The sequence below is a fragment of the Nonomuraea sp. NPDC049625 genome, from assembly GCF_040675285.1.
Lineage (GTDB): Bacteria > Actinomycetota > Actinomycetes > Streptosporangiales > Streptosporangiaceae > Nonomuraea > Nonomuraea angiospora_A.
Window position 1 is genome coordinate 122,959 of sequence record NZ_JBFAOQ010000019.1, and the last position, 20,752, is coordinate 143,710.

The window sequence follows — 20,752 nt, forward strand, 5'->3', positions numbered from 1 at the left end:
CGCTCGCCGTATGACTTGGAAACCCCTCGAAGACTGATCAGGATGGAACTCCAATCGCAACCGTTGTAGCGTTAGTGTGCCATGCGGGAGAAGCTAATGCAACTGGAGTAGTTTTTGGAGTCGAACAAGCGGCCGGGCGGGCGAAGCGCCCGGATTCGGGACGCCGTACGGGAGGCCACCCTCGCCGAGCTGGCCGAGCACGGATACCGGGGCCTGACGGTGGAGAACGTGGCCGAGCGGTCAGGAGTGCACAAGACAACCGTCTACCGGCGCTGGGGCAACGTCGCGGGGCTGATCTCCGACGCCCTGGAGCTGGCCAGGGACGAGCCGTGGCCCATTCCCGACACGGGCTCGATCGAGGGCGATCTGAGGGGCATCGTCCAGCTGGTGCGCAGCGGCTTCGACGACCCGGAGCTGGGGCCGGTGTCGTCGGCGTTCGTGGCGGCGGCCGTACAGGATCCCGACGCGGCGCGGGCGCTGCACGAGTTCTTCATGGCCCGGCACGAGCAGTCGGCCGAGGTGGTGCGGCGGGCGGTCGCACGCGGTGAGCTGCCTGACGTCGTGGATGTCAGGGAAGTGATCAGGGTGGCCGTCGCGCCTGTTTACTACCGGTTGTTCGTGGCGCATGAGCCGGTCACCGAGCGGGACGCCGATCGTGCCGCCGACGCGGCGCTCGCCGCCGCCCGCGCCGGTGTTCTGTGAACTGCCACCCGTGCCGGTGCTCTGTGAACCGCCGCCCGTGCTGCCGACGCGGCACTCGCCGTCACCCATGCCGCCGCCCGTGCCGGTGCGCTGTGAACCGCCGCCCGCGCCGGCAAGAGCAGCCCGCGCCGGTGGCCCGGGAGGGTCAGGGGGTCTTCTGGCCGCGTAGTTCGAAGTCGTCGAACGTCGTCTTCAGCAGCGACGTCTCGTCCTTGGGCGTACGCGCGAACAACCCCACATACCCGTTCCCGAGCCCGTTCGGATCCTCCACCTGGTGCACCCGCTGATCGTTCACCCACATCGTCAGCCGCACCGCCGACCCGGTCTGCTCGCACGCCGCCACCAGCCGGGCCTTGCCGGGCAGACTGTCCACCTGCACCGGCTGGGCCAGCGTCCCGCCCGATCCGTCCACGATCCGCCGGATCCTGGCCTTCCCGGTCGTGTCGAGCGCGAACTCGTAGTACGTGTCGTCATCGTCCATGTTGTGGCAGTACACGCCGTACTCACCGCTCCCGACCGACTTCTTGACCTCGGCGGTGACGGCGACGACGACGGACGAGGGCAACATCGGAGTGGGCGTGGCCGACGGGTCGGGCGTGTTGGTCGGCGTGGCGATGAGGAAGGGTATGGGCGCCTTCGCCCACCGCTCCTCGGACCCCTTCTCCACGTCCAGCCCGTACGTCCCGTCCGTCCGGTAGCCGTAGCTGGCCGTCTCGTCCGGGTCGTAGACGCCGTTCCAGCCGCCGGAGGTCTGCGTGAAGTCCTCACGGTAGAGAACGCTCATGTCGGGCGGCCCGCTGGGGCTGAACACCGCCCACGCGGCCACCGAGCCCGCCACGAGCACCGCCGCGGCCGCCGCCGCGACGCCCGCGATCAGCTTGGCGCGGTTGCCCTTGGACTTCTGCTGGACGGACGTGTACGGCGCCGTGGCCTGCTGCCAGGCCACCTGTACGGTATGCGCCGCCTGTTCGGGCCCGGCCGACCGCCCGACGAGCTGGTCGAGCAGCTGCTGCGCGGTGGGCCGCGCGGCCGGGTCCTTCCGCAGCGCGGCCCCGACCAGCTCGCGCAGGCCGGGCTCGACCTCGCTGAGATCCGGCTCGGTGTTGAGCACCTGGTAGACGATCGAGGGCAGCGTGTCGCCGCCGAAGGGCGCCCTCCCGCTGGCGGCGAACGCGACCAGGCATCCCCACGAGAACACGTCACAGGCCGGGGACACGGGTTCGCCCCGCAGCACCTCGGGAGCCATGTAGCGGGGCGTGCCCACCAGCTCGCCGGTGCCCGTGACGCCTCCAAGCGTGTCGAGCGCCCGCGCGATGCCGAAGTCGATCACGCGCGGGCCGACGGGCGACAGCAGCACGTTCGACGGCTTGAGGTCCCTGTGCACCACACCGGCGCCGTGGATGGCGGTCAGCGCGGTGGCCACGCCGACGGCCAGCGCGTCGAGGCTGGAGCCGCGCAGGGGGCCCGACTGGCGTACGGCGGCCTCGAGGTTCGGGCCGGGCACGTATTCGGTGACGACATAGAGCTGGTCGCCGTCAAGCGCGGCCTCGATCACCGCGGCCGTGCAGAACCTGCGCACCCTCTGGGCGGCGTCCGCCTCCCTGCGGAACCGCATGCGGAACTGCTCGTGCTGGGTCAGCTCCGGGTTGATCACTTTGACGGCGACCCGCTGCCCAGCCGGATCCTCGGCGAGATGGACCGTGCCCATGCCGCCCCGACCCAGCACGCTAAGCAACCTGTAGCGCCCGATGTGGGAGGTTTCACCGCTCACGGCGCGCTAGCTTACCGACACACCGCACACCGCGCAGGGCCGAGCACACCACGTAGACACCACCTGGGGAACCCGGACCCCGGGTGGCATTCCCCCGCACGTACGGAGTTGACTAGGCGTCATGCATGCCATCATCGTCTCCGCCCCTGGCGGTCCTGAGGTTCTCGAATACGTGGAGCGGCCCGATCCCGTCCCCGGCGAGGGGGAGATCGTGGTCGATGTCGCGGCCAGCGGCGTCAACTTCATCGACATCTACCACCGCTCCGGCGCGTACCCGCTCGACCTGCCCACTCCCATCGGCTCCGAGGGCGCGGGCACGGTCTCGGCCGTCGGGCCCGGGGTGCAAGGGGTGGCCGTGGGCGACACCGTGGCCTGGGCCAACGTCCTGGGCAGCTACGCCGAGAAGGCGGTGATCCCGGCGGACCGGGCCGTGCCGGTGCCCGACGGCGTCCCGGCCGACGTGGCCGCGGCGGCGATGCTGCAGGGGATGACCGCCCACTACCTCACCCACTCCACCCACGAGGTGCGGGAAGGCGACGAGGTGCTCGTCCACGCCGGAGCCGGCGGCATGGGGCAGCTGCTCATCCAGCTGGCCAAGCTCAAGGGCGCCAAGGTCCACACCACCGTCTCCACCAGCGAGAAGGAGAAGCTGGCCAGGGAGGCCGGCGCCGACGAGGTGCTGCGGTACGACGACTTCGCCGAGGCGCTGCGGGACAGGATCGACGTGGTGTACGACGGCGTCGGCAAGGCCACGTTCGACGGCGGGCTCGATGCGCTGCGGCCACGCGGCCTCATGGCCCTGTACGGCGCCGCCAGCGGCCCGGTCCCGCCGATCGACCCCCAGATCCTCAACCGCAAGGGCTCGCTCTTCCTGACCAGGCCCACACTCGTCCACTACATAGCCGAGCGCGAGGAGCTGCTGCGGCGCGCCTCCGACCTGTTCGGCTGGATCAAGTCGGGACAGCTCGCCATCAACATCTCCCACCGCTACCCGCTGGCCGAGGCGCACCAGGCGCACGAGGACCTGGCGGCCCGCCGGACGACAGGAAAACTGCTCCTCATACCCTGACGCCATGGACATCGCAGGATCGATCTGGTCGTTCGCCGCCGTAGTGGCGCTGCTCACGCTCACCCCCGGCCTCGACACGGCCCTGATCCTGCGTACGTCCTTGCTGGCGAGCAGGCGGGCGGCCTGGGGCGTGACGCTCGGCATCCAGCTCGGCACGCTCACGTGGGGCGTGCTCACCGCGGCCGGGCTGTCGGCGCTGCTGGCCGCCTCGCGGCTCGGCTACGAGATCCTGCGCTGGGCCGGCGTGGCGTACCTGGTGTGGATGGGCCTGCGCATGCTCCTGGCCAAGGCCGCGCCCCACGACGAGCCAGAGCAGGCGGTGCGGTTCGGGGGCGGGTTCCGGCGCGGGCTGGTCACGAACCTGCTCAACCCCAAGGTCGGGGCGTTCTACGTGGCCATGCTGCCGCATTTCATCCCGGACGGGGCGCCGCACGCGGTCATGGGGTTGGTGCTGGCCGGCGTGCACGTGGCCGAGGGGCTGCTGTGGAGCGCGGCGCTGATCGGGTTCGCTTCGCTGGTGGGCGGCTTCCTGCGGACGCCCGCCGTACGCCGCTTCCTCGACCGCCTGACCGGCGTGGTCATCGTCGGCTTCGGCATCCGCCTCGCCGTCACCGACTGAGGCCGAAGCCGGGGCTCGTGGGCCAGCCCAGCAGACGGGCCCCCAGCACGGCGGTCTCCAGGGTGAAGCGCTGCGTCGGGTCGTCCGGCGAGAAGCCGGTCAGACGGCGGATGCGCTCCAGCCGGTACGTGACCGCCCGCGGGCTCAGCCCCAGCCGCCGGGCCGCGGCCGTCTGGTTGCCGTGCGAGGCGAAGACGGCCTCCAGCGTCTCCAGCAGCGGCTCGTGCCCGCCCCGCGCCCCCAGCAGCGGGCTCAGCACGCTGGTCACGAGGTCCTCGATCGCGCCCCTGTCGCGCAGCAGAACGGGGAAGACGAGCAGGTCGGCCGCCTTGACCACGTCGGCCCTGAGCCCCAGCCCGTCGGCCAGCTCCAGGGCCTGCGCCGCCTCCCGGTAGGAGGCCACCACGCCGCCGGGGCCGCGCTGCGGCCGTCCCACCGCGACCCGCCACCCGGCCGGGAAGCGGGCGCGTACGTGATGGGTGAACTCTCCCACCGCGGCCGGCAGCGTCGCCGGGGCCACGCACACCAGCAGCCCGTCGCGCACGGCCACGAGCACGTTGTGCGAGCCGAACCGGGCGATCAGGTCCCGTTCGATGCGGTCCTGGTCGCCGTCGCGCATGCCGCGGGCCACGGCCACCACGTACGATCCGGCCAGCCGCAGCCCGAAGTGCTCGGCCCGCTCCGCCAGCCGCTCGGCCCGCCCTTGGAGCAGGTCGTCCACGAACTCCCGCCAGGCCTGCTCCTCCTCGCGGATGGCGGCGAGTTGCGCCCTCTCGTACCCCTCCATCAGCGCGGAGACCGCCTTGCGCAGCGCGGGCAGCGCTTCCGGCAGCCCCTCGCCGGCGGCGAGCGCGCCGTCCACCAGCACCCGCAGCGGCACCCCCAGCGTGGCGGCGCGCCTGCCCGCGGCGCGGTAGGCGTCGAGCGCCTCGCGAGAGGGTAAGCGGCCGGTCGCGGCGTGCTCGGCCAGCACCCGCCGATGCCCGCCGAGCAGGTCGGCGAGCAGGTCGGCGGGCAGGTCGGAGATCGCCATCACACTCCTACGTCACGCCTGTCGAAGGAGAGCACCGCGGTGAGCGCGAGCACGGCCGTCGCCCCCGCCAGCACAAGGTAGTCCCCGACCGGCAGCCCCTCATAGAGCGGCCGACCCTCGGCGTAGTAGTGGAACGGCGAGACCCACTTCAGCCAGGAGATGGCGTCGATGTTCCGGCCGATCGTGACCACGACGTAGCCGGCCACCACCCACACCCCGACCACGGCGGAGGCGATCGACCTGCGCCCGGCGGCCGCGCCCACCGCCAGCCCCATCGTCCCGAACAGCAGCCCGACCAGGAGCACCCCGAGGTGCGCGGCCAGGATCCGGTCGAACGGCACCCCCATCTCCACGACCTCGCTCATCGCCCACATGGCGAGCAGCGTCACGACGGCCAGCACGAGCATCGCGACCGCCAGCGCGGCGAACCTGTCCAGCACCAGCCGCCGCCGGTCCACCGGCAGCGTGACGACCAGCTCCAGCGTGCCCGACTCCTCCGGCTGCGCGATCGCCCGGTTGGCCAGGAGCATCGCGAACACGATGAACAGCATGGGGACGAAGAGCTGGTAGACGACCGTCTGCAGGTAGCCGGCGCCGGAGGCGAAGTCCCCGAGCCCGCCCATCAGGTCCTTGAGCGGCCCGGGGAACTTGGCCATGGCCATGGAGTCGTAGGTCTCGGGGTTCAGCTTGACGTTGGCGTACGCGCCCAGATAGACGCCCATGAAAGCGCTGATGCCCAGGCACCACCAGATGAGCGACCGCCGGTTGTCGCGCAGGCTCTTAGCGATCATGGTGCCGCTCCTCGTCGCTGTAGTAGGTCAGGAAGATCTCCTCCAGGTCCGGTTCCGCGCTCACCATGTGCACCACAGTGAAGGCGGCCGCCGCCTTGATCAGCGCGTCCGGCCGGCCGTCGATCGTGCAGCGCACGCCGGCACCCTCCACGCGCAGGTCGCGCACGCCGGGCAGGTTCTCGAAAGCCGCTCGCGGCACGGGCGCGTCGAAGTGCAGCTCGACCCGGCGCACCGCCTTCTCGCGCAGCGCCGCCACGTCCTCCACGGCCACCAGGCGCCCGTCCCGTACGATTCCGACCCGGTCCGAGACGTTCTCGACCTCGGCGAGCACGTGCGAGGACATCAGCACGGTTCGCCCGGACTGGCGCACCTCCCTGACCATGGCCAGGAACTCGTGCTGCACCAGCGGATCCAGCCCGCCCGTCGGCTCGTCCAGGATGAGGAACTCCGGCTCGTGCATGAACGCCTGGATCAGCCCGACCTTCTGCTTGTTGCCCTTGGAGAGCTTGCGCATCTGCACCGACAGGTCGGCCTCGAGGCGCTCGGCCAGGGCGTCGATGCGCGTGTCCGGCACACCGCCGCGCATCCTGCCGAGGAAGCGCAGGTAGTCCCTGGCCCGTTCGCGGCCCTCCAGCGCCAGCTCGCCCGGCAGGTAGCCGATCCTGGAGCGGGTCGCGGCCTCGCGCGGGTCGGCGCCGAGGACGCGTACCGTGCCCCGGGTGGGCCTGATCACGTCGAGCAGCAACCGGAGCGTGGTCGTCTTGCCTGCGCCGTTCGGCCCGAGATACCCGAAGATCTCCCCCGGCTGGATCTCCAGCGTGAGATCTTCCAGGCCGCGGCGCCTGCCGTAATACTTGGTCAGCCCTTCGGCCTGCACCACTGCTGTCATGGCCGAATCGTCCCGCCGCGCGGGACCTCCGTCACCGGACGGGTCCGGCAGCGTGCGGATGGCTTTGCTTCCGGGACGCGGCAACGAGAAGGTGGGTGGCGTGGAAACGGCGTTCGTGCTCGGTGGCGGAGGCGTGCTCGGCGCGCACGAGGTGGGCATGCTGCAGGCGCTCGACGAGGCGGGCATCAGCCCCGACCTCGTCGTGGGCACGTCCGTGGGCGCCCTGAACGGGGTGGTCATCGCCGCCGCCCCGTCCGAGGCGGTGGAGCGGCTGACCACTCTGTGGCGCTCCGACGTCGTACGTACGGCCTTCGCCGGCTCGTGGGTAGCCCGGTTGTCCACGCTGGCCAGGACCGGCACCCATCTGCACCCGATCGGGCCGTTGCGCGAGGTTCTGAGCGGGACCGTGGGGGTTTCGCGGATCGAGGAGCTGGATGTCCCCTTCCAGTGCGTGGCGGCCTCGGTCGAGCGGGCGGCGGCGCACTGGTTCACCGGCGGGCCGCTGGTCGATGCGGTGCTGGCGTCGTGCGCGGTGCCCGGGCTGCTGCCGCCCGTCGTGATCGGCGGCGAGCACTTCTACGACGGGGGGCTGGTGCACAGCATCCCCGTGGGGCGGGCCGTGCAGCTCGGAGCCAAGCGCGTCTACGTCCTGCACGTCGGGCGGATCGAACGGCCGCTGGCGCCGCCCAGGAGGTTCTGGGAGGTGGGCATGGTGGCGTTCGAGATCGCGCGCAGGCACCGGTTCGCCGAGGACATGGCCAGCCTGCCGCCCGGCGTGGAGGTGCACGTGCTGCCCGCCGGGATGACCGAGGCGCTCTCCCCGCTGCGCTACCGCGACATCTCGCAGATCTCCGCCTGCATCGAGCGGGCGTACAGCGCTTCTTCCCGCTATTTGCAGAACAGAGGAGGATGAGGGTTAGACCGTTGCAGGGAGGCCGCCGTTGCTTCCACCGCGTATTCTCCGCCGGCTGGTGCTGGCTCCGCTGGTCATCGTGGTGACCGTGTTCATGGTGGTGACGCTGCCGTTCTGGCTCCTGGTCACGGCCGCGGCCTCGCTGCGCCTGCCGCCGCCGCGGCGCAGAGGGGCGAGGTTCGTCTGGTTCGCCACGGTGTGGCTGACGCTGGAGTCGGGCGTGCTGGTCACGTGCCTGTGGCTGTGGGTGGCGGGCGGGGCCCGGCGCCAGGAGCGGCATTACGCCCTGATCAGGTGGTTCCTGGCCAAGGTGCACGCGGCCGCCGTGCGGATCTTCCGGCTGACGATGGAGATCCAGGAGCCCGACCTGACGACCGAGGAGCAGTCCGCCAGGCTGACGCGACCGGTCATCGTGCTGTCCCGGCACGCGGGCCCCGGCGACTCCTTTTTGCTGATTTATTACCTTTTGGCGATCTACCACCGGCGGCCGCGCATCGTCATGAAGGCCGCACTCCAGTACGACCCCTCGCTGGACGTCGTGATCAACCGGCTGCCGAACGCGTTCGTGCCCCGCGAGTCCGGGCAGAAGCGGGTCATCGAGGAGATCCACCGCCTCGCCGCCACGATGGGCGACCAGGACGCTCTCGTGATCTTCCCCGAGGGCGGCAACTTCACCCCGCGCCGCCGCCGGCTCGCCATCCGGCGACTGGAGGAGAAGGGCCTGACCGAGGAGGCGGAGCGGGCGCGCGGCATGGACCACCTGCTCCCGCCCCGCCCGAACGGCGCCATCACGGCCATCGAGGCGTGCCCGTCGGCGGACGTCATCTTCGTCGCGCACACCGGGCTCGACGACCTCATCACGCTGGGGGACGTCTGGCGCAAGCTGCCCTTCAACGCTCAGATCACCGCGAAGTGGTGGCGGGTGCCCGCGGCCGAGATCCCGGCGGAGCGGGAGGACCGGATCCGGTGGCTGTACGACCATTGGGAGCAGATCGACGCCTGGATCGACGCCCAGCGCGTGGCCCGGGCAAACGGAGCCCAGACAAAATGAGCCCAGACGAGATGAGCGCCCGCTAGCCGAGCGGTGGCGCGCCCGGGGGCAGGACCGGGACGTCCGGCGGGCCGTGCTCGATGAGGCGGAGCAGCGCGTCCGTGTCGAGGTGCCGTTCCACCAGGTCGCCGAGCGCGTCGAGCCGCTCCTCCCGGAGCGCGGCGAAGTCCGTGCCGGGAGCCGGCGCGAAGTCGCGTCCCGCCCGCGCGGCCACGTCGGCCAGGAAGGCCCGGCGGAAGCCGTCGTTCTCCAGGGCGCCGTGCCAGGTGGTGCCCCAGACGTTACCGGTCCGGCAGCCGTCGAGGAACGGCTCGCCTCCGTCGACCGAAGCCACCCCGTGGTGGATCTCGTACGCGCGGACCGGCTGCCCGTACGCCGTGCCCTCGGGCCGCCCAAGCCGCTTCTCCTTCGCGAACTCGACGCGTACCGGCAGCCGCCCTAGCCCTTCGACCTTGCCCGCCCCCGACTCCACCTCGTCCACGATCTCCCGCCCGAGCATCTGGAACCCGCCGCAGATCCCCAGCACGGGCCCCGCGCGGTCGACGATCGCCGCCGCCAGCCCGCGCTCCCGCAGCCACGCCAGGTCGCTCACCGTGGCTCTGGAGCCCGGCAGCACCACCAGGTCGGCGTCGTCCAGTTCGACCGGATCGGTCACGAAACGCACCACGACCCCCGGCTCGGCGGCCAGGGCGTCCAGATCGGTGAAGTTCGAGATCCTCGGCAGCCGCACGACGGCCACCCGGAGGGTCTGCCTGCCGTACGGGGCGCCCACCGCGACCTTCCGGCTGTCCAGGGCCAACGAGTCCTCGACGTCCAGCCAGAGTCCGTCGAGCCAGGGCAGGACGCCGTACACCTCGCGCCCGGTCAGCCGCCTGAGCATGTCGAGGCCGGGCTCCAGGAGCTCCCGCGCGCCGCGGAACTTGTTCACGACAAATCCGGAAATATGCGATTGGTCGTCGGCGTCTAAGAGGCCCACCGTGCCGTAGAACGCGGCGAACACCCCTCCCCTGTCGATGTCGCCGACCACGATCACGGGCAGGTTCGCGGCCCTGGCCAGGCCCATGTTGGCGATGTCGCCGCGGCGCAGGTTGATCTCGGCGGGGCTGCCCGCGCCCTCGCACACGACCACGTCGTACTGACCCCTGAGCCTTTCGAGCGCCTCCAGCGCGGTGGCGCGCAGGAGGTCCTTGAGCGCGCCGTACTCCATCGCGTCCACGTCCGCCACCGGGTTGCCCATGAGGACGACCTGGCTGCGGCGGTCGCTGCCCGGTTTGAGGAGGATGGGGTTCATGTCCACCGTCGGCTCCAGGTAGGCGGCCTGCGCCTGCGTCGCCTGGGCCCGGCCGATCTCGGCGCCTTGAGCGGTGACGTACGAGTTGAGCGACATGTTCTGCGCCTTGAAGGGCGCGACGCGCACGCCCCTGCGGGCCAGCCATCGGCAGATCCCCGCCGTCAGCACGCTCTTGCCCGCGTCGGACGTGGTCCCCGCGACCAGCAACCCCCCTCTGACCATGCGATCACCGTACAGGCCCGCGCTAGGCTGGCCGCATGCCACCGGCCGACCTGCCCATTTGCCGCACCTGCGGCGTCCAGTACGCCGAGCCGCGCCCCGACTGCCCGATCTGCGAGGACGAGCGCCAGTACGTCGGCTGGGACGGCCAGCGGTGGACCACGCTGGCGGGCCTGGCGGCAGAGGGCCATCGCGGCCGGGTGGAGGAGGAGGGCCCGCGCGTGGTGGGCATCGGCACCGCCCCGCCCACGGCGATCGGGCAGCGCGCGCTCCTGCTGCGCACGCCGGAGGGCAACGTGCTCTGGGACATGGTCTCCTACGTCGACGACGACCTGATCGCCGAGGTCGAGGAGCTGGGCGGGGTGTCGGCCATCGCCATCAGCCATCCCCACTTCTACGGCTCCATGATCGAATGGTCCCGGGCCTTCGACGCCCCGGTGTACATCCACGCCGCCGACAGGCGGTGGGTGGCCAGACCGGACGACTCGGTCATCTTCTGGGAAGGCGACACCCACCGGCTGTCGGAGGACCTCACCCTGATCAACGCGGGCGTGCACTTCGAGGGCGGCCAGGTGCTGCACTGGTCGTCCGAGCGTGCCCTGTTCTCGGGTGACATCCTCCAGGTCGTCCAGGACCGGCGCTGGGTGAGCTTCATGTACAGCTACCCCAACTACATCCCGGAACGTCCGCACGTCGTGCGCCGCGCCCTGGACCTGCTGGAGCCGTACGCGTTCGAGAGGGTTTACGGGGGTTGGTGGAAGCGCATCGTGCACGGGGACGGCGCGGAGGCCGTCCGCCGCTCAGCCGACCGCTACCTCACCTTCGTCGAGGACGTCGAGGACAGGTAGCCGGCCGTTCAGCCCTCGCGCCTCTGGTCCCTGGTCTCCTCGCCCCGAACGGGCGGCTGCTTCTGACCACCGCCGCCGTAGCGCTCCTGCACCGCGTCAGCGCCCTTCGAGATCTGGTCGTCGTACTTGTGGCCGGTCCGCTCCTTCGCGTAGCGCTCGGCCCGGTCCAGCAACTGGTCGGCCTGCTTGGAATGCCCTCTGGCCAGGTTCTCCGCCTTCTTCAGCCATTCCCCGATGCGGCTCATACACGTTCCCCATTTCTTCGGACTACGGGCGCCCCCTACCCCCGCATCCTGCACATTCACTCCCGCCGCCAGGCGGCGAGCAGCGGAACCACCGCCCACCCGGCGAGCACCGTGAAAGCCGCCCAGGTCGGCATGATGGCCGGCAGCTGCTCGATCAGCTGGAGCGCCGGGTAGCCGGGCAGGAACCGGTTGACCCACTCCCCGCCGGGCAGCACGAGGCCGGAGAAGGGCAGCACGAGGACGATCGTCACCAGCGCCGCGGTCGCCACGGCCCCGTTGCGCAGGATCACGCCGAGCGACAGCCCGAGCAGCGTGGCCACCACGATCATGAGCGTGCCGCCCGCGATCACCGTCCAGGCCCCGGCGGGCAGGAGCGACGGGTGGAACTCCGCGGCCAGGAACCGTCCGTAGACATAGCCGGGAATCGCGATGAGCAGCGAGCCGGCGACCGCGGCCCCGCTCAGGACGACCGCCTTGGCCACCAGCACCCGCCCTCTGGACGGCGTGGCGACGAGGGTCGCGTCGATCATGCCGGACGTGTACTCGCCGCTGATCGTCATCGCGCCCATCATCCCGAACGGCAGCTGGGCCAGGACCACCCCCACGTACACGGCCACCACGACCCCCATGGCGGCCTGGTCGCCCGTACGGCCGGGATCCCAGCGCGCGATGACCGTCGAGGCGCCGAGCACGGTCAGCGCGAGCGCCACGAACACACCGACGCCCAGCGCCCACCAGGTCGACCGCAGCGTGCGCAGCTTGATCCACTCGGCGGCGATCGCGCTCACGGCTCGTACCTCCCGATGACCTCTATGAACACGTCCTCCAGCGACGTGCCGGGCCGGACGAACTCGCCGATCTTCGCGTCGGCCAGCAGCCTGCCCCGGCCGATGACGATCAGGTGGTCGGCCGTCACCGCCATCTCGTTCATGAGATGGCTTGACACGAGGACGGTCCGGCCCTCGGCGGCGAGCGACTTGAGCAGGTCGCGCATCCAGCGGATGCCTTCCGGGTCGAGCCCGTTGACCGGCTCGTCGAGCAGGAGCACCTCGGGGTCGCCGAGCAGCGCCGCGGCCAGCCCGAGCCGCTGTTTCATGCCCAGCGAGAAGCCGCCGACGCGTCTGCGTCCCGCGCCGCCGAGCCCGACGAACTCCAGCAGCGGGCCGACGCGCTGCCGCGAGATCCCGTTGGAGCGCGCCAGCCACCACAGGTGCTGGTCCGCGCGGCGGCCTGCCTGCACCGCCGTGGCGTCCAGCAGCGCGCCGACCTGGGTAAGCGGCCTGTCGAGCGCGTGGTAGGGCAGGCCGTTCACCGTGGCGCGGCCGGCCGTGGGCCGGTCGAGGCCGAGGATCAGCCGCATGGTGGTGGTCTTGCCGGCGCCGTTCGGGCCGAGGAAGCCGGTGATCCTGCCGGGCGGCACCGTGAAGGAGAGGTCGTCCACGGCGAGGGTCTGTTTGAAACGTCTGGTGAGCCCGCTGACTTCGATCATGCCCTTCACGATCCGCCGGGACCCGCGCGCCGCGCATCGGTCTTGGGACCGATGCGCGCGGCCGGATCTCGCGGTTAGGTTCGTGGCGTGCGCGAACAGATCCGTCTCCCGCTGCTGAGCCGGGTGCCGGCCTGGATCTGGGTGACGATCGACGCCGGGGTCGCCCTCTTCTTCGCCGCCGCCTTCGTCGGCCTGACCGCGTCGAGGAACCCGTCGGCGCCCGACGCGCTCGACTACGCGGCCGCCCTGGCCACCGGCCTGCCCGTCGCGGTCAGGCGGTTGTGGCCGCGGGCGGTGTTCTTGATCGTCCTGGTGGGCGGGCTCGGCATGCGCGAGTTCTTCATGCCGCACGCCGACCTGCTCTGCCTGCCTCTCGTGCTGTACACGCTGGCGACGCGGGGCAGGGCCGTCGTCGCGCTGCTCGTGGCGGCCGCGGTCGCGGCGCAGGGCGTGCTGGCTCCGCCGCTGACGGCCGTCGTACGCGACCGGCTCGGGCTGGTGCTGGCGATCATGGTCGCCGCCTGGGCCGCCGGCACCGCCGTACGCCAGCGCAGGCGCTACACCGAGCAGCTCGCCGCACAGGCGGAGGAGTGGGCACGGGCGGAGGCCATGGCGGAGCGGCTGCGGATCGCCAGGGAGCTGCACGACGTCATCGGCCACGGGCTCGGCACGATCGCCGTGCAGGCGGGCGTGGCGGGTCTCCTGGGCGGAACGGAGGAGATGCGCGGCGCGCTGACCTCCATCGAGGAGACCAGCCGGTCGGCGCTGCGCGAGACCAGGCGGCTGCTCGGCGTGCTGCGCGAGGACGGCGAGGCCGAGCTCGCCCCCGCTCCCGGCCTGGCCGACCTCGGCGCGCTCGCCGAACGGACCAGGGCGGCGGGCCTGGAGGTGGAGCTGACGATCGACGGCGAGGTGGATGGAGAGATGGAGCTGACGGTCTACCGGATCGTCCAGGAGGCGCTGACCAACGTGCTCAAGCACGCCGGGGCCCGCCACGTCCGGGTCCGGGTCGAACGGCAGGGAGACGGGCTGGTCGTCGAGGTCGTCGACGACGGCCCGCGCGGCCAGGCACGGCCGTACGGGCACGGCCTGACGGGGCTGCGCGAGCGCGTGCGCGTCTTCGGCGGCGAGTTCGAGGCGGGCGCGCGTCCCCTGCGCGGCTTCCGCGTCATGGCGAGGCTGCCGCTGTGATCAGAGTGATGGTGGCCGACGACCAGCCGCTCATCAGGGCCGGCTTCCGCCGGTTGATCGACAGCGCGCCGGGGTTCCACACGGTCGGCGAGGCCGCCACGGGCGCGCAGGCCGTGGCGGCGGCCGCCCGGGACCGTCCCGACCTCGTGCTCATGGACGTGCGCATGCCCGAGATGGACGGCATCGAGGCCACGCGCCGCATCTGCGCCGACCGCCCGCGCACGCGCGTGCTCATCGTGACCACCTTCGACCTGGACGAGTACGTCTACGGAGCCCTCCAGGCGGGCGCCGCGGGATTCCTGCTCAAGGACACCCCGCCCGCCGACCTGCTCAGGAGCGTCGAGGTCATCGCGTCGGGCGAGTCCCTGCTGGCCCCGACCGCCACCCGGCGGTTGATCCAGCGGTACGTGAGCCCGGCGCCACCGATCCGCGGCCTGGACGTCACCGAACGCGAGCGCGAGGTCCTCGTCCTGGTGGCCCGGGGCCTGTCCAACGCGGAGATCGCGCAGAGCCTGTACGTCAGCCTCAGCACGGTCAAGACGCACGTCAGCAGCCTGCTGACCAAGCTCGGTGCGCGCAGCCGCGTCCACCTGGTCATCGCCGCCTACGAGGCCCGGCTGGTCTGAGACGTGGACTCCCGGCGGTCTCGTATGGCCTAGAATCCGGCAGATGTTCAGGGCCCCCGCCCGGCTGGCCTGGCTGGACGCCCTGCGTGGGCCGGCCGCGCTGGCCGTCACCATGCACCACGCCGGCTGGACCTTCGTCCCGGACCTCTGGGTGGAGGTGGACCGGCGGATCGACCTCGGCAGCTGGGGCGTGTTCGTGTTCTTCCTGGTCAGCGGGTACATCATCCCCGCCTCCCTGGAACGGCGCGGCGACGTGCGCGCCTTCTGGACCGGGCGGGCCTTCCGCCTCCTCCCCCTGCTGATCAGCGCCTGCGGCCTGGTGCTGCTCCTGGCCCTGGCAGGCGTGCTCCCCCTCGACCCTCAGCTCGCCGAGCGCCCTCTCCCCGTGGTCGCGCTCGGCAATCTGACCATGTTGCAGGAGCTGCTCAACCTGCCGGCCGTCATCACCGTGACGTGGACGCTCTCGTACGAGATGGCGTTCTACCTGATCAGCGTCGCGCTGTTCCAGGTGCGGCAGGCCGGCAGGTCGGCGGAGATCGCCGTCGTCCTGGCGCCGGTGGCCGTGGGCCTGGGCCTGCTGGTGCCGCAGACGATGATCGGCGGCCGGGACGACGTGGCCGCCGTGCTGCTCCCCGTCGCGGTCGTGGCGGCCATCGCGGTGACCGCCCTCGGGCACGGCAGGGTACGTACGGCCGCCGCCGTCGCGGGCGGTCTCCTCGGGCTCGGGCTGGTGATCCTGGGCAGCCGGGCCGGCACCTGGCAGGGCGTGATCATTTTGGCGACGATGTTCGCGGGGACGGCGGTGTACCGGGCCGAGCAGGGAGCCGTCCGCTGGCGTACGGCGGCCGTCGCGGTGGCGGTGGTGCTGGGCTGCGGGCTCTTCGCCAAGGACGAGCCCAGCTGGGCGCCCGCGATCGCGCTCGCGTACGGCGCCTTCGGGCTGGCGTTCGCGCTGCGCCGGCGGGCGTTCCCGCGCTGGCTGGCGCGGCTCGGCGTGATCAGCTTCTCCCTCTACCTGCTGCACCCGATCCTGCTGCACGTGATCCCGAACCCGGTGCTCTACTTCCTGGCCCTGATCCCGCTCAGCGCCATGACCTACCGGCTGATCGAGGCCCCGGCCCAGCGCCTCGGCAAACGCCTGATCGCCGGCGGCGCGGAGCCTCGATGAGGCGGCTCACGGCTTGCGGCCGACTCCTCCGTACAGCCATCGCGTGGCGGCGGGAGCCGGGTCGGCCGGGTCGGGGTGCCAGGCGTCGATGGTGACCACACCGGGATCCACCAGGTCGAACCCATCGAAGAAGCTCGCCACGTCGGCGTGCTCGCGGAAGTAGATCGGCGTCGGCGTGGCCGCGTACACCGTCTCGATCTGGGCGACCGCGTCCGCCGGGTGGCCGTCGACGGTGACGTGGGTGGCCGTCAGGTGACTGCCGGACACCAGGGCGTGGCGGAGCTGGCCCATGACCGAGGCGCGCTCCTCCAGGGTGAGGAAGTGCACCATGGCGATCATCAGGACGCCGACCGGCTCGTTGAAGTCGATGAGCTTGACGGTCTCCGGGTGCCCGAGCACGTCGGCCGGGCGGCGCATGTCGGCGGCGGCCACGGTGGTGTTGTGGTCGGTCGCCAGGAGCGCGCGGCCGTGTTGCAGCACGACGGGGTCGTTGTCGACGTACACCACCCGGGCGTCCGGGATGATCTGCTGGGCGATCTCGTGCGTGTTGCCCACGGTGGGCAGGCCGGAGCCGATGTCGATGAACTGCCGGATCCCCTGCCGGGCCATGTGCCGCACCGCGCGGCGCAGGAACGCCCGGTTTTCCTGGGCCAGCTGGCGGATCTCGGGCATCGCCTTCTCGACCCGCCGTACGGCGTCGCGGTCGACCTCGAAGTTGTCCTTGCCTCCGAGGTAGTAGTCGTACATACGGGCGACGCTTGGCCTGGTGACGTCGATCCCCATAGCTCCGCCACCGCCTTGCTCCGGCATGTCACGGCCTCCATTCGTGATCATTCCGTACACAAGCTATCGCAATCCGCGAAGGAGACTGTCAGGTTTTGGTGTCAAACGTGGCGTTCTGCTCCCATCGTCGAGCCGGCCGGGGCCGCCTACAGGAGGTCGTTGATCAGGTCCCGGAAGTCCTTGCGATAGTCGAAGTTCTGCATGTCCTGCAGCCACACCGTGCGGATGAAGGGGATCTTGAGGTCCTTCCTGATCCTGCGCAGCCAGATCTCCCAGTCGTCGTCCTTGATGACGCCCAGCCGGTAGCCGGCGTGGGCGGCCTCGTAGCGATTGAATATGGACCAGGCGAGGGCGATGTTCTGCACGGAAATTTCCGGATTTCGTCGGACGCTGTCCCCGATGAAATCGATGTCCGCGAATATCTCGCGAACGCGGTCATTATCGATGATCATGGTGTTGATCTCGTTGAGATAATCGATGAGCCGCTGATGGGTGCCGTACTCGAGATTGGCGGCCACCAACCTGGTCTGCCTCGTCAGCGCCCTCGTCTGGAGCCCGACGAAGAGCAGCGTGACGAGGTTCATCGCCGCGGTCAGCAAGGCCACGCCCTGCGCATTCATGAGACGAGTATCCGGAAGACCACCATTCCATAATACGCGGACCCGATATTCATCGCGTCGCGCAAAGTTATTCAGCCGGAATTGCTCCTATTACGACCGAATGGCGTGATGGTGGATATCCGCGTGGCGAGTTCGGTCAAGTGGGTCAGCCACGAATCGGCGGCGGGGTCGGGCACGGCGACGATGACGTGGTCGATGCCCAGGGCGGCGAGTTCGGCGCAGCGCCGGACGCTCTGCTCGACGCTCTCGCCCTCGGGGATGCGCATGTGGAGGGTCTTCTCGATGTCCTCGTAGGGCCGGCCCAGGCGTTCGCAGTGGGCGCGCAGGACGCCGAGCTTGTGCCGGACGTCGGCGCCGTACAGGAAGTTGCAGGCGTCGGCGTACTGGGCGACGAGGCGGAGGGTCTTCTTCTCCCCGCTGCCGCCGATGAGGATGGGCGGGTCGGCCTGCGGCGCGTTGAGCGTACGTTCCAGGCTGTAGTGCCGGCCCCGGTACGGCCCGTCCTGGTCGCTCCACATCTGCCTGGCGATCTGGAGGGTCTCCTCGAGCCGCTCGAACCGTTCGGCCAGCGGCGGGAAGGGCAGCCCGAGACCCCGGGCCTCGGGCTCGTACCAGCCGGCGCCGATGCCGAGGACGGCACGACCGCCGGAGAGCGCGTCCAGGGTGCTGACCTGCTTGATCAGCAGGCCGGGCGCGCGGTAGACGGCGCCGGTCACGAGCGCGCCCAGGCTCACCCGGCCGGTGAGGGCGGCGGCGTACGACAGCGCGCCGTACGCCTCCAGCATCGGATCCTCCGCGGAGCCGAAGTTGGGGATCTGGAAGAAGTGGTCCATCACCCAGAGGCTGCGCAGCCCCGCCTGGTCGGCGCCGCGGGCGACGGCGGCGAACTTGTCGGCGATCGCGGCGTCGCCACCGGACCAGAGGAAACGCGGGCAGGTCAGACCGAGGTCCATAGGGGCACTCCTTGATGGGGTGAAGGGGAGACGCCCGCCGCGGGTCACGTGGTGAAGGCGGGCATGAAAAAACCCTCCCGCCCGGGCTGCGCCCGGGCGGGAGGGCTCCGATAAGAGCATTATCTCACGGATGCGGCACACGTCCGGCTTCCGACCCATGCGACCTGCGGAGATTTCCAGATAACGGAATCACCTCATTCCTGCTTATCCTCCGCATAACCTCCTAGCCTGTTCCTCGCACTCAAAGGGGATCTTGTTCGACACCGGCAGCCGGCTGAGCACTCGATGCTGTCCCGCTCCCCTTACGCAGCCCCGTCCGGACGAGACGGGCCCGTTCCCCCGGAGGATCAGTGAGACTACGGTCTCTGCTGGCGAGCGTTTCCCTGCTCGCCACCACGATGACGGGCGCCCTGGCCGCCGCGTCGCCCGCGCAGGCGGCCGCGGACGATCCCGCCGTCGCGAAGAGCCTCGCCGCCGAGGTGAAGAGCGGCCACAAGGTCCGCGCGATCATCGAGATCAAGGGCGGCGAGAGCCTGGCGGCCGTGGCCGACACCACCGAGAAGGCCTCGAAAGAGACCAAGGTCATCGACCGGACGAGCTCCAAGGAGTTCCTGGTCGCCTCCCTGGACCAGGCCACGCTCAACGAACTCAAGACCGACGACCGGATCAAGTCCATCTACGAGGACGAGCTGAGCGCGCCCTCGCTCGACGTCAGCACCAAGCTGATCGGCTCCGACTGGGCCAACAAGACGGGCTGGACCGGCAAGGGCTCCACCGTCGCCATCGTCGACACCGGCATCGACCGCGACCACCCGTTCTTCGCCGGGCGGATCGTGAACGAGGCCTGCTTCTCCACCGTCGACAACGACCCCGCCATCCAGGCCGAGTCGCTGTGCCCGAACGGCCTGCCGGTCCAGACCGGCCCCGGCTCCGCCGACGCCAAGACCCCCAAGTGCCTGGTCCAGGGGGCGAACAAGTGCGCCCACGGCACCCACGTCGCCGGCATCGCGGCGGGCAAGAAGGCCGGGAACGCTCCATCCGACGGCGTCGCCCCCGAAGCGGGCATCCTGCCCGTGCAGGTCTTCACCCGCTTCAACGGCCCCATCTGCGGTGAGCTGGGCACCAGCGCCCCGTGCTTCCTCAGCTACACCTCCGACCAGAAGCTGGCCCTGCAGTACGTCGACAGCGTCCACGCCGCCTACAAGGTCGTGGCGGCCAACCTGAGCCTGGGCGGCGGCCCGAAGCAGACCAAGCCCTGCGACGACGACCCCGACTACGGCAGCCTGCGGGACGAGATCGTCTGGCTGCAGCAGTTCGGCGTGGCCACGGTCGTCGCCTCCGGCAACAACGGCTTCACCGACGGCGTCTCCAGCCCGGCCTGCATCTCCCGGGCGGTCGCGGTCGGCGCCACCGACGACAACGACGCGGTGGCCTCGTTCGGCAACCGCGGCCCGCTGCTGGACTTCTTCGCGCCCGGCATGGGCATCAACTCCTCGGTGCCCGGCAACGGCTACGGCTCCATGAACGGCACCTCGATGGCGGCCCCGCACGTCGCCGGGGCGCTGGCCGTGATGCGCCAGGCGTACCCGAACCTGTCCATGGACCAGCTCCTCGACAAGCTGAAGGCCACCGGCAAGAACATCACCTACACCAGCGGCGGCACCTCGGTCACCACCAAGCGGATCGACGTCGCCAGGGCGATGCCGTGGACCCCGGACGCCACCCCGACCCCCACGCCGACCCCGACCGCGACGCCCACCGTGACGCCCACCGTGACGCCCACGGTGACCCCCACGGGGACGCCCACCGCGACGAAGTCCCCGAGCCCGACCGCGGCGCCGACCCCGTCGAACCGCCCGACCGACCCCGGCACGGACGCCGAGCCGGTGCCGGTGCCCACCCCCGACGACTGCACGCGGGGCAAGGGCACCAAGCCGCTGAGCGCCAAGGCGTGGGCCAAGGAGATGCTGCGCGGGAAGGGCTCGCTGAGCGACCAGACGCTGTCGTGCTACCTCGCGATCGCGCAGAACGGCAGCAAGGTCTTCCCCGAGCTGACCGACGCCACCACGCTGTCCACCGCGTACAAGGCCCTGGCCACCAAGAGCAAGGCCGCCAAGGCGCTGCTGGACCGTGAGCTGCTGGCCGCATGGCTGAACTACGCGCACGGCGTCTACAACGGCTCGGCCAAGGTGTCCGGGAAGACGACGCTGAAGCAGGCGATCGCCGCCGCGGAGCGGCACCGCACCGGCCGGGCGAGCGCCGCCCAGCTGAAGAAGGCCGCCGTGTTCCTGTACGGACACGTCAACAAGTAACGGCCTGCGAGCAACGGGGCGGCGGGGTGAACCCGCCGCCCCGTTGTCGTTTCAGGACGGTGCAAACGGTTGCCGCTATTTGTTTCATGGGTTGACGTAACCCGAAATGCCGACGTAACGTGACCTTCCCCCTACCCCCCAGGACGTCTCGTCGCCGGCTCGCCGGCGC

Annotated in this window: 20 protein-coding genes and 1 pseudogene; 10 read left to right on the forward strand and 11 right to left on the reverse strand. The window is 70.9% G+C overall.

Features of this window, described 5'->3' with window-relative positions; all coding sequences use genetic code 11:
• Nucleotides 1-114: 114 nt before the first annotated feature.
• Nucleotides 115-702, forward strand: a complete 588-nt coding sequence (locus AB0J87_RS52655) for a TetR/AcrR family transcriptional regulator (protein ID WP_363980872.1) — start codon at nucleotides 115-117, stop codon at nucleotides 700-702.
• A 145-nt stretch (nucleotides 703-847) separates the two neighbouring features.
• Here AB0J87_RS52655 and AB0J87_RS52660 read toward each other — a convergent pair whose 3' ends face one another.
• Nucleotides 848-2,473 carry a serine/threonine-protein kinase gene (locus tag AB0J87_RS52660; RefSeq protein WP_363980875.1) on the reverse strand — a complete coding sequence of 542 codons (1,626 nt, stop codon included), beginning with the start codon at nucleotides 2,471-2,473 and terminating at the stop codon, nucleotides 848-850.
• Nucleotides 2,474-2,594: 121 nt separating this feature from the next.
• Here AB0J87_RS52660 and AB0J87_RS52665 point away from each other — a divergent pair, with 121 nt between their 5' ends.
• Complete coding sequence (locus AB0J87_RS52665) at nucleotides 2,595-3,542, forward strand: quinone oxidoreductase (protein ID WP_363980877.1); 948 nt, start codon at nucleotides 2,595-2,597, stop codon at nucleotides 3,540-3,542.
• Nucleotides 3,543-3,546: 4 nt separating this feature from the next.
• Nucleotides 3,547-4,161: a LysE family translocator gene (locus AB0J87_RS52670; RefSeq protein ID WP_355373738.1), complete on the forward strand. Its 615-nt coding sequence runs from the start codon at nucleotides 3,547-3,549 to the stop codon at nucleotides 4,159-4,161.
• On the opposite strand, the gene AB0J87_RS52675 is transcribed toward AB0J87_RS52670, so the two are convergent.
• Genes AB0J87_RS52675 through AB0J87_RS52685 form a run of 3 tightly spaced genes read right to left on the reverse strand, consistent with a single transcriptional unit; the run spans nucleotide 4,151 to nucleotide 6,874 of the window.
• Nucleotides 4,151-5,194, reverse strand: coding sequence for a helix-turn-helix domain-containing protein (locus tag AB0J87_RS52675; protein ID WP_363980881.1), 1,044 nt, complete (start codon nucleotides 5,192-5,194; stop codon nucleotides 4,151-4,153). The genes AB0J87_RS52670 and AB0J87_RS52675 overlap by 11 nt on opposite strands.
• Nucleotides 5,194-5,985 (reverse strand): ABC transporter permease subunit, encoded by a 792-nt coding sequence (locus tag AB0J87_RS52680; protein ID WP_363980884.1) that lies wholly within the window; start codon nucleotides 5,983-5,985, stop codon nucleotides 5,194-5,196. The genes AB0J87_RS52675 and AB0J87_RS52680 overlap by 1 nt, the downstream gene beginning before the upstream one ends.
• On the reverse strand, nucleotides 5,975-6,874 hold the full coding sequence (locus tag AB0J87_RS52685) for an ABC transporter ATP-binding protein (protein ID WP_363980887.1): 900 nt from the start codon (nucleotides 6,872-6,874) through the stop codon (nucleotides 5,975-5,977). Before AB0J87_RS52685 ends, AB0J87_RS52680 begins: the two co-directional genes overlap by 11 nt.
• A gap of 100 nt (nucleotides 6,875-6,974) precedes the next feature.
• Between AB0J87_RS52685 and AB0J87_RS52690 the strand changes: the two genes are divergently transcribed.
• Nucleotides 6,975-7,787, forward strand: coding sequence for a patatin-like phospholipase family protein (locus AB0J87_RS52690; RefSeq protein WP_363980890.1), 813 nt, complete (start codon nucleotides 6,975-6,977; stop codon nucleotides 7,785-7,787).
• A 28-nt stretch (nucleotides 7,788-7,815) separates the two neighbouring features.
• Complete coding sequence (locus AB0J87_RS52695) at nucleotides 7,816-8,838, forward strand: 1-acyl-sn-glycerol-3-phosphate acyltransferase (RefSeq protein WP_363980893.1); 1,023 nt, start codon at nucleotides 7,816-7,818, stop codon at nucleotides 8,836-8,838.
• 22 nt (nucleotides 8,839-8,860) lie between these two features.
• On the opposite strand, the gene AB0J87_RS52700 is transcribed toward AB0J87_RS52695, so the two are convergent.
• Entirely contained in the window at nucleotides 8,861-10,351 is a 1,491-nt protein-coding gene (locus AB0J87_RS52700) for a cobyric acid synthase (protein ID WP_363980896.1), read from the reverse strand.
• Between the two features lie 35 nt (nucleotides 10,352-10,386).
• On the opposite strand from AB0J87_RS52700, the gene AB0J87_RS52705 reads away from it, so the two are divergent.
• The gene (locus AB0J87_RS52705; protein WP_363980899.1) at nucleotides 10,387-11,196 is read left to right on the forward strand and encodes an MBL fold metallo-hydrolase; all 810 of its coding nucleotides are present in this window, start codon (nucleotides 10,387-10,389) and stop codon (nucleotides 11,194-11,196) included.
• Nucleotides 11,197-11,204: 8 nt separating this feature from the next.
• Here AB0J87_RS52705 and AB0J87_RS52710 read toward each other — a convergent pair whose 3' ends face one another.
• The 3 genes and pseudogenes from AB0J87_RS52710 to AB0J87_RS52720 form a co-directional block, all read right to left on the reverse strand.
• Entirely contained in the window at nucleotides 11,205-11,441 is a 237-nt protein-coding gene (locus AB0J87_RS52710; RefSeq protein WP_363980902.1) for an antitoxin, read from the reverse strand.
• 56 nt (nucleotides 11,442-11,497) lie between these two features.
• Nucleotides 11,498-12,229: an ABC transporter permease gene (locus AB0J87_RS52715; RefSeq protein WP_363980905.1), complete on the reverse strand. Its 732-nt coding sequence runs from the start codon at nucleotides 12,227-12,229 to the stop codon at nucleotides 11,498-11,500.
• A gap of 74 nt (nucleotides 12,230-12,303) precedes the next feature.
• Nucleotides 12,304-12,930, reverse strand: a pseudogene (locus tag AB0J87_RS52720) (ATP-binding cassette domain-containing protein); the annotation flags it as partial.
• 87 nt (nucleotides 12,931-13,017) lie between these two features.
• Between AB0J87_RS52720 and AB0J87_RS52725 the strand changes: the two are divergent.
• From AB0J87_RS52725 to AB0J87_RS52735, 3 genes are read left to right on the forward strand one after another with little or no spacing between them, the layout of a single operon-like run.
• The gene (locus tag AB0J87_RS52725) at nucleotides 13,018-14,121 is read left to right on the forward strand and encodes a sensor histidine kinase (protein WP_363980908.1); all 1,104 of its coding nucleotides are present in this window, start codon (nucleotides 13,018-13,020) and stop codon (nucleotides 14,119-14,121) included.
• A complete protein-coding gene (locus tag AB0J87_RS52730; protein ID WP_363980911.1) occupies nucleotides 14,118-14,747 on the forward strand; it encodes a response regulator transcription factor in 630 nt (209 codons plus the stop codon). The genes AB0J87_RS52725 and AB0J87_RS52730 overlap by 4 nt, the downstream gene beginning before the upstream one ends.
• Before the next feature lie 43 nt (nucleotides 14,748-14,790).
• Complete coding sequence (locus AB0J87_RS52735; RefSeq protein ID WP_363980914.1) at nucleotides 14,791-15,915, forward strand: acyltransferase; 1,125 nt, start codon at nucleotides 14,791-14,793, stop codon at nucleotides 15,913-15,915.
• Between the two features lie 6 nt (nucleotides 15,916-15,921).
• Here the strand turns inward: AB0J87_RS52735 and AB0J87_RS52740 are convergent, their stop codons facing one another.
• From AB0J87_RS52740 to AB0J87_RS52750, 3 genes are all read right to left on the reverse strand, one after another.
• On the reverse strand, nucleotides 15,922-16,725 hold the full coding sequence (locus tag AB0J87_RS52740; RefSeq protein WP_363980917.1) for an SAM-dependent methyltransferase: 804 nt from the start codon (nucleotides 16,723-16,725) through the stop codon (nucleotides 15,922-15,924).
• A gap of 119 nt (nucleotides 16,726-16,844) precedes the next feature.
• The gene (locus AB0J87_RS52745; RefSeq protein ID WP_363980919.1) at nucleotides 16,845-17,318 is read right to left on the reverse strand and encodes a hypothetical protein; all 474 of its coding nucleotides are present in this window, start codon (nucleotides 17,316-17,318) and stop codon (nucleotides 16,845-16,847) included.
• Between the two features lie 71 nt (nucleotides 17,319-17,389).
• Nucleotides 17,390-18,271 (reverse strand): LLM class F420-dependent oxidoreductase, encoded by an 882-nt coding sequence (locus AB0J87_RS52750; RefSeq protein ID WP_363980921.1) that lies wholly within the window; start codon nucleotides 18,269-18,271, stop codon nucleotides 17,390-17,392.
• A 350-nt stretch (nucleotides 18,272-18,621) separates the two neighbouring features.
• On the opposite strand from AB0J87_RS52750, the gene AB0J87_RS52755 reads away from it, so the two are divergent.
• The gene (locus tag AB0J87_RS52755; RefSeq protein ID WP_363980924.1) at nucleotides 18,622-20,583 is read left to right on the forward strand and encodes a S8 family serine peptidase; all 1,962 of its coding nucleotides are present in this window, start codon (nucleotides 18,622-18,624) and stop codon (nucleotides 20,581-20,583) included.
• Nucleotides 20,584-20,752 lie beyond the last annotated feature (169 nt).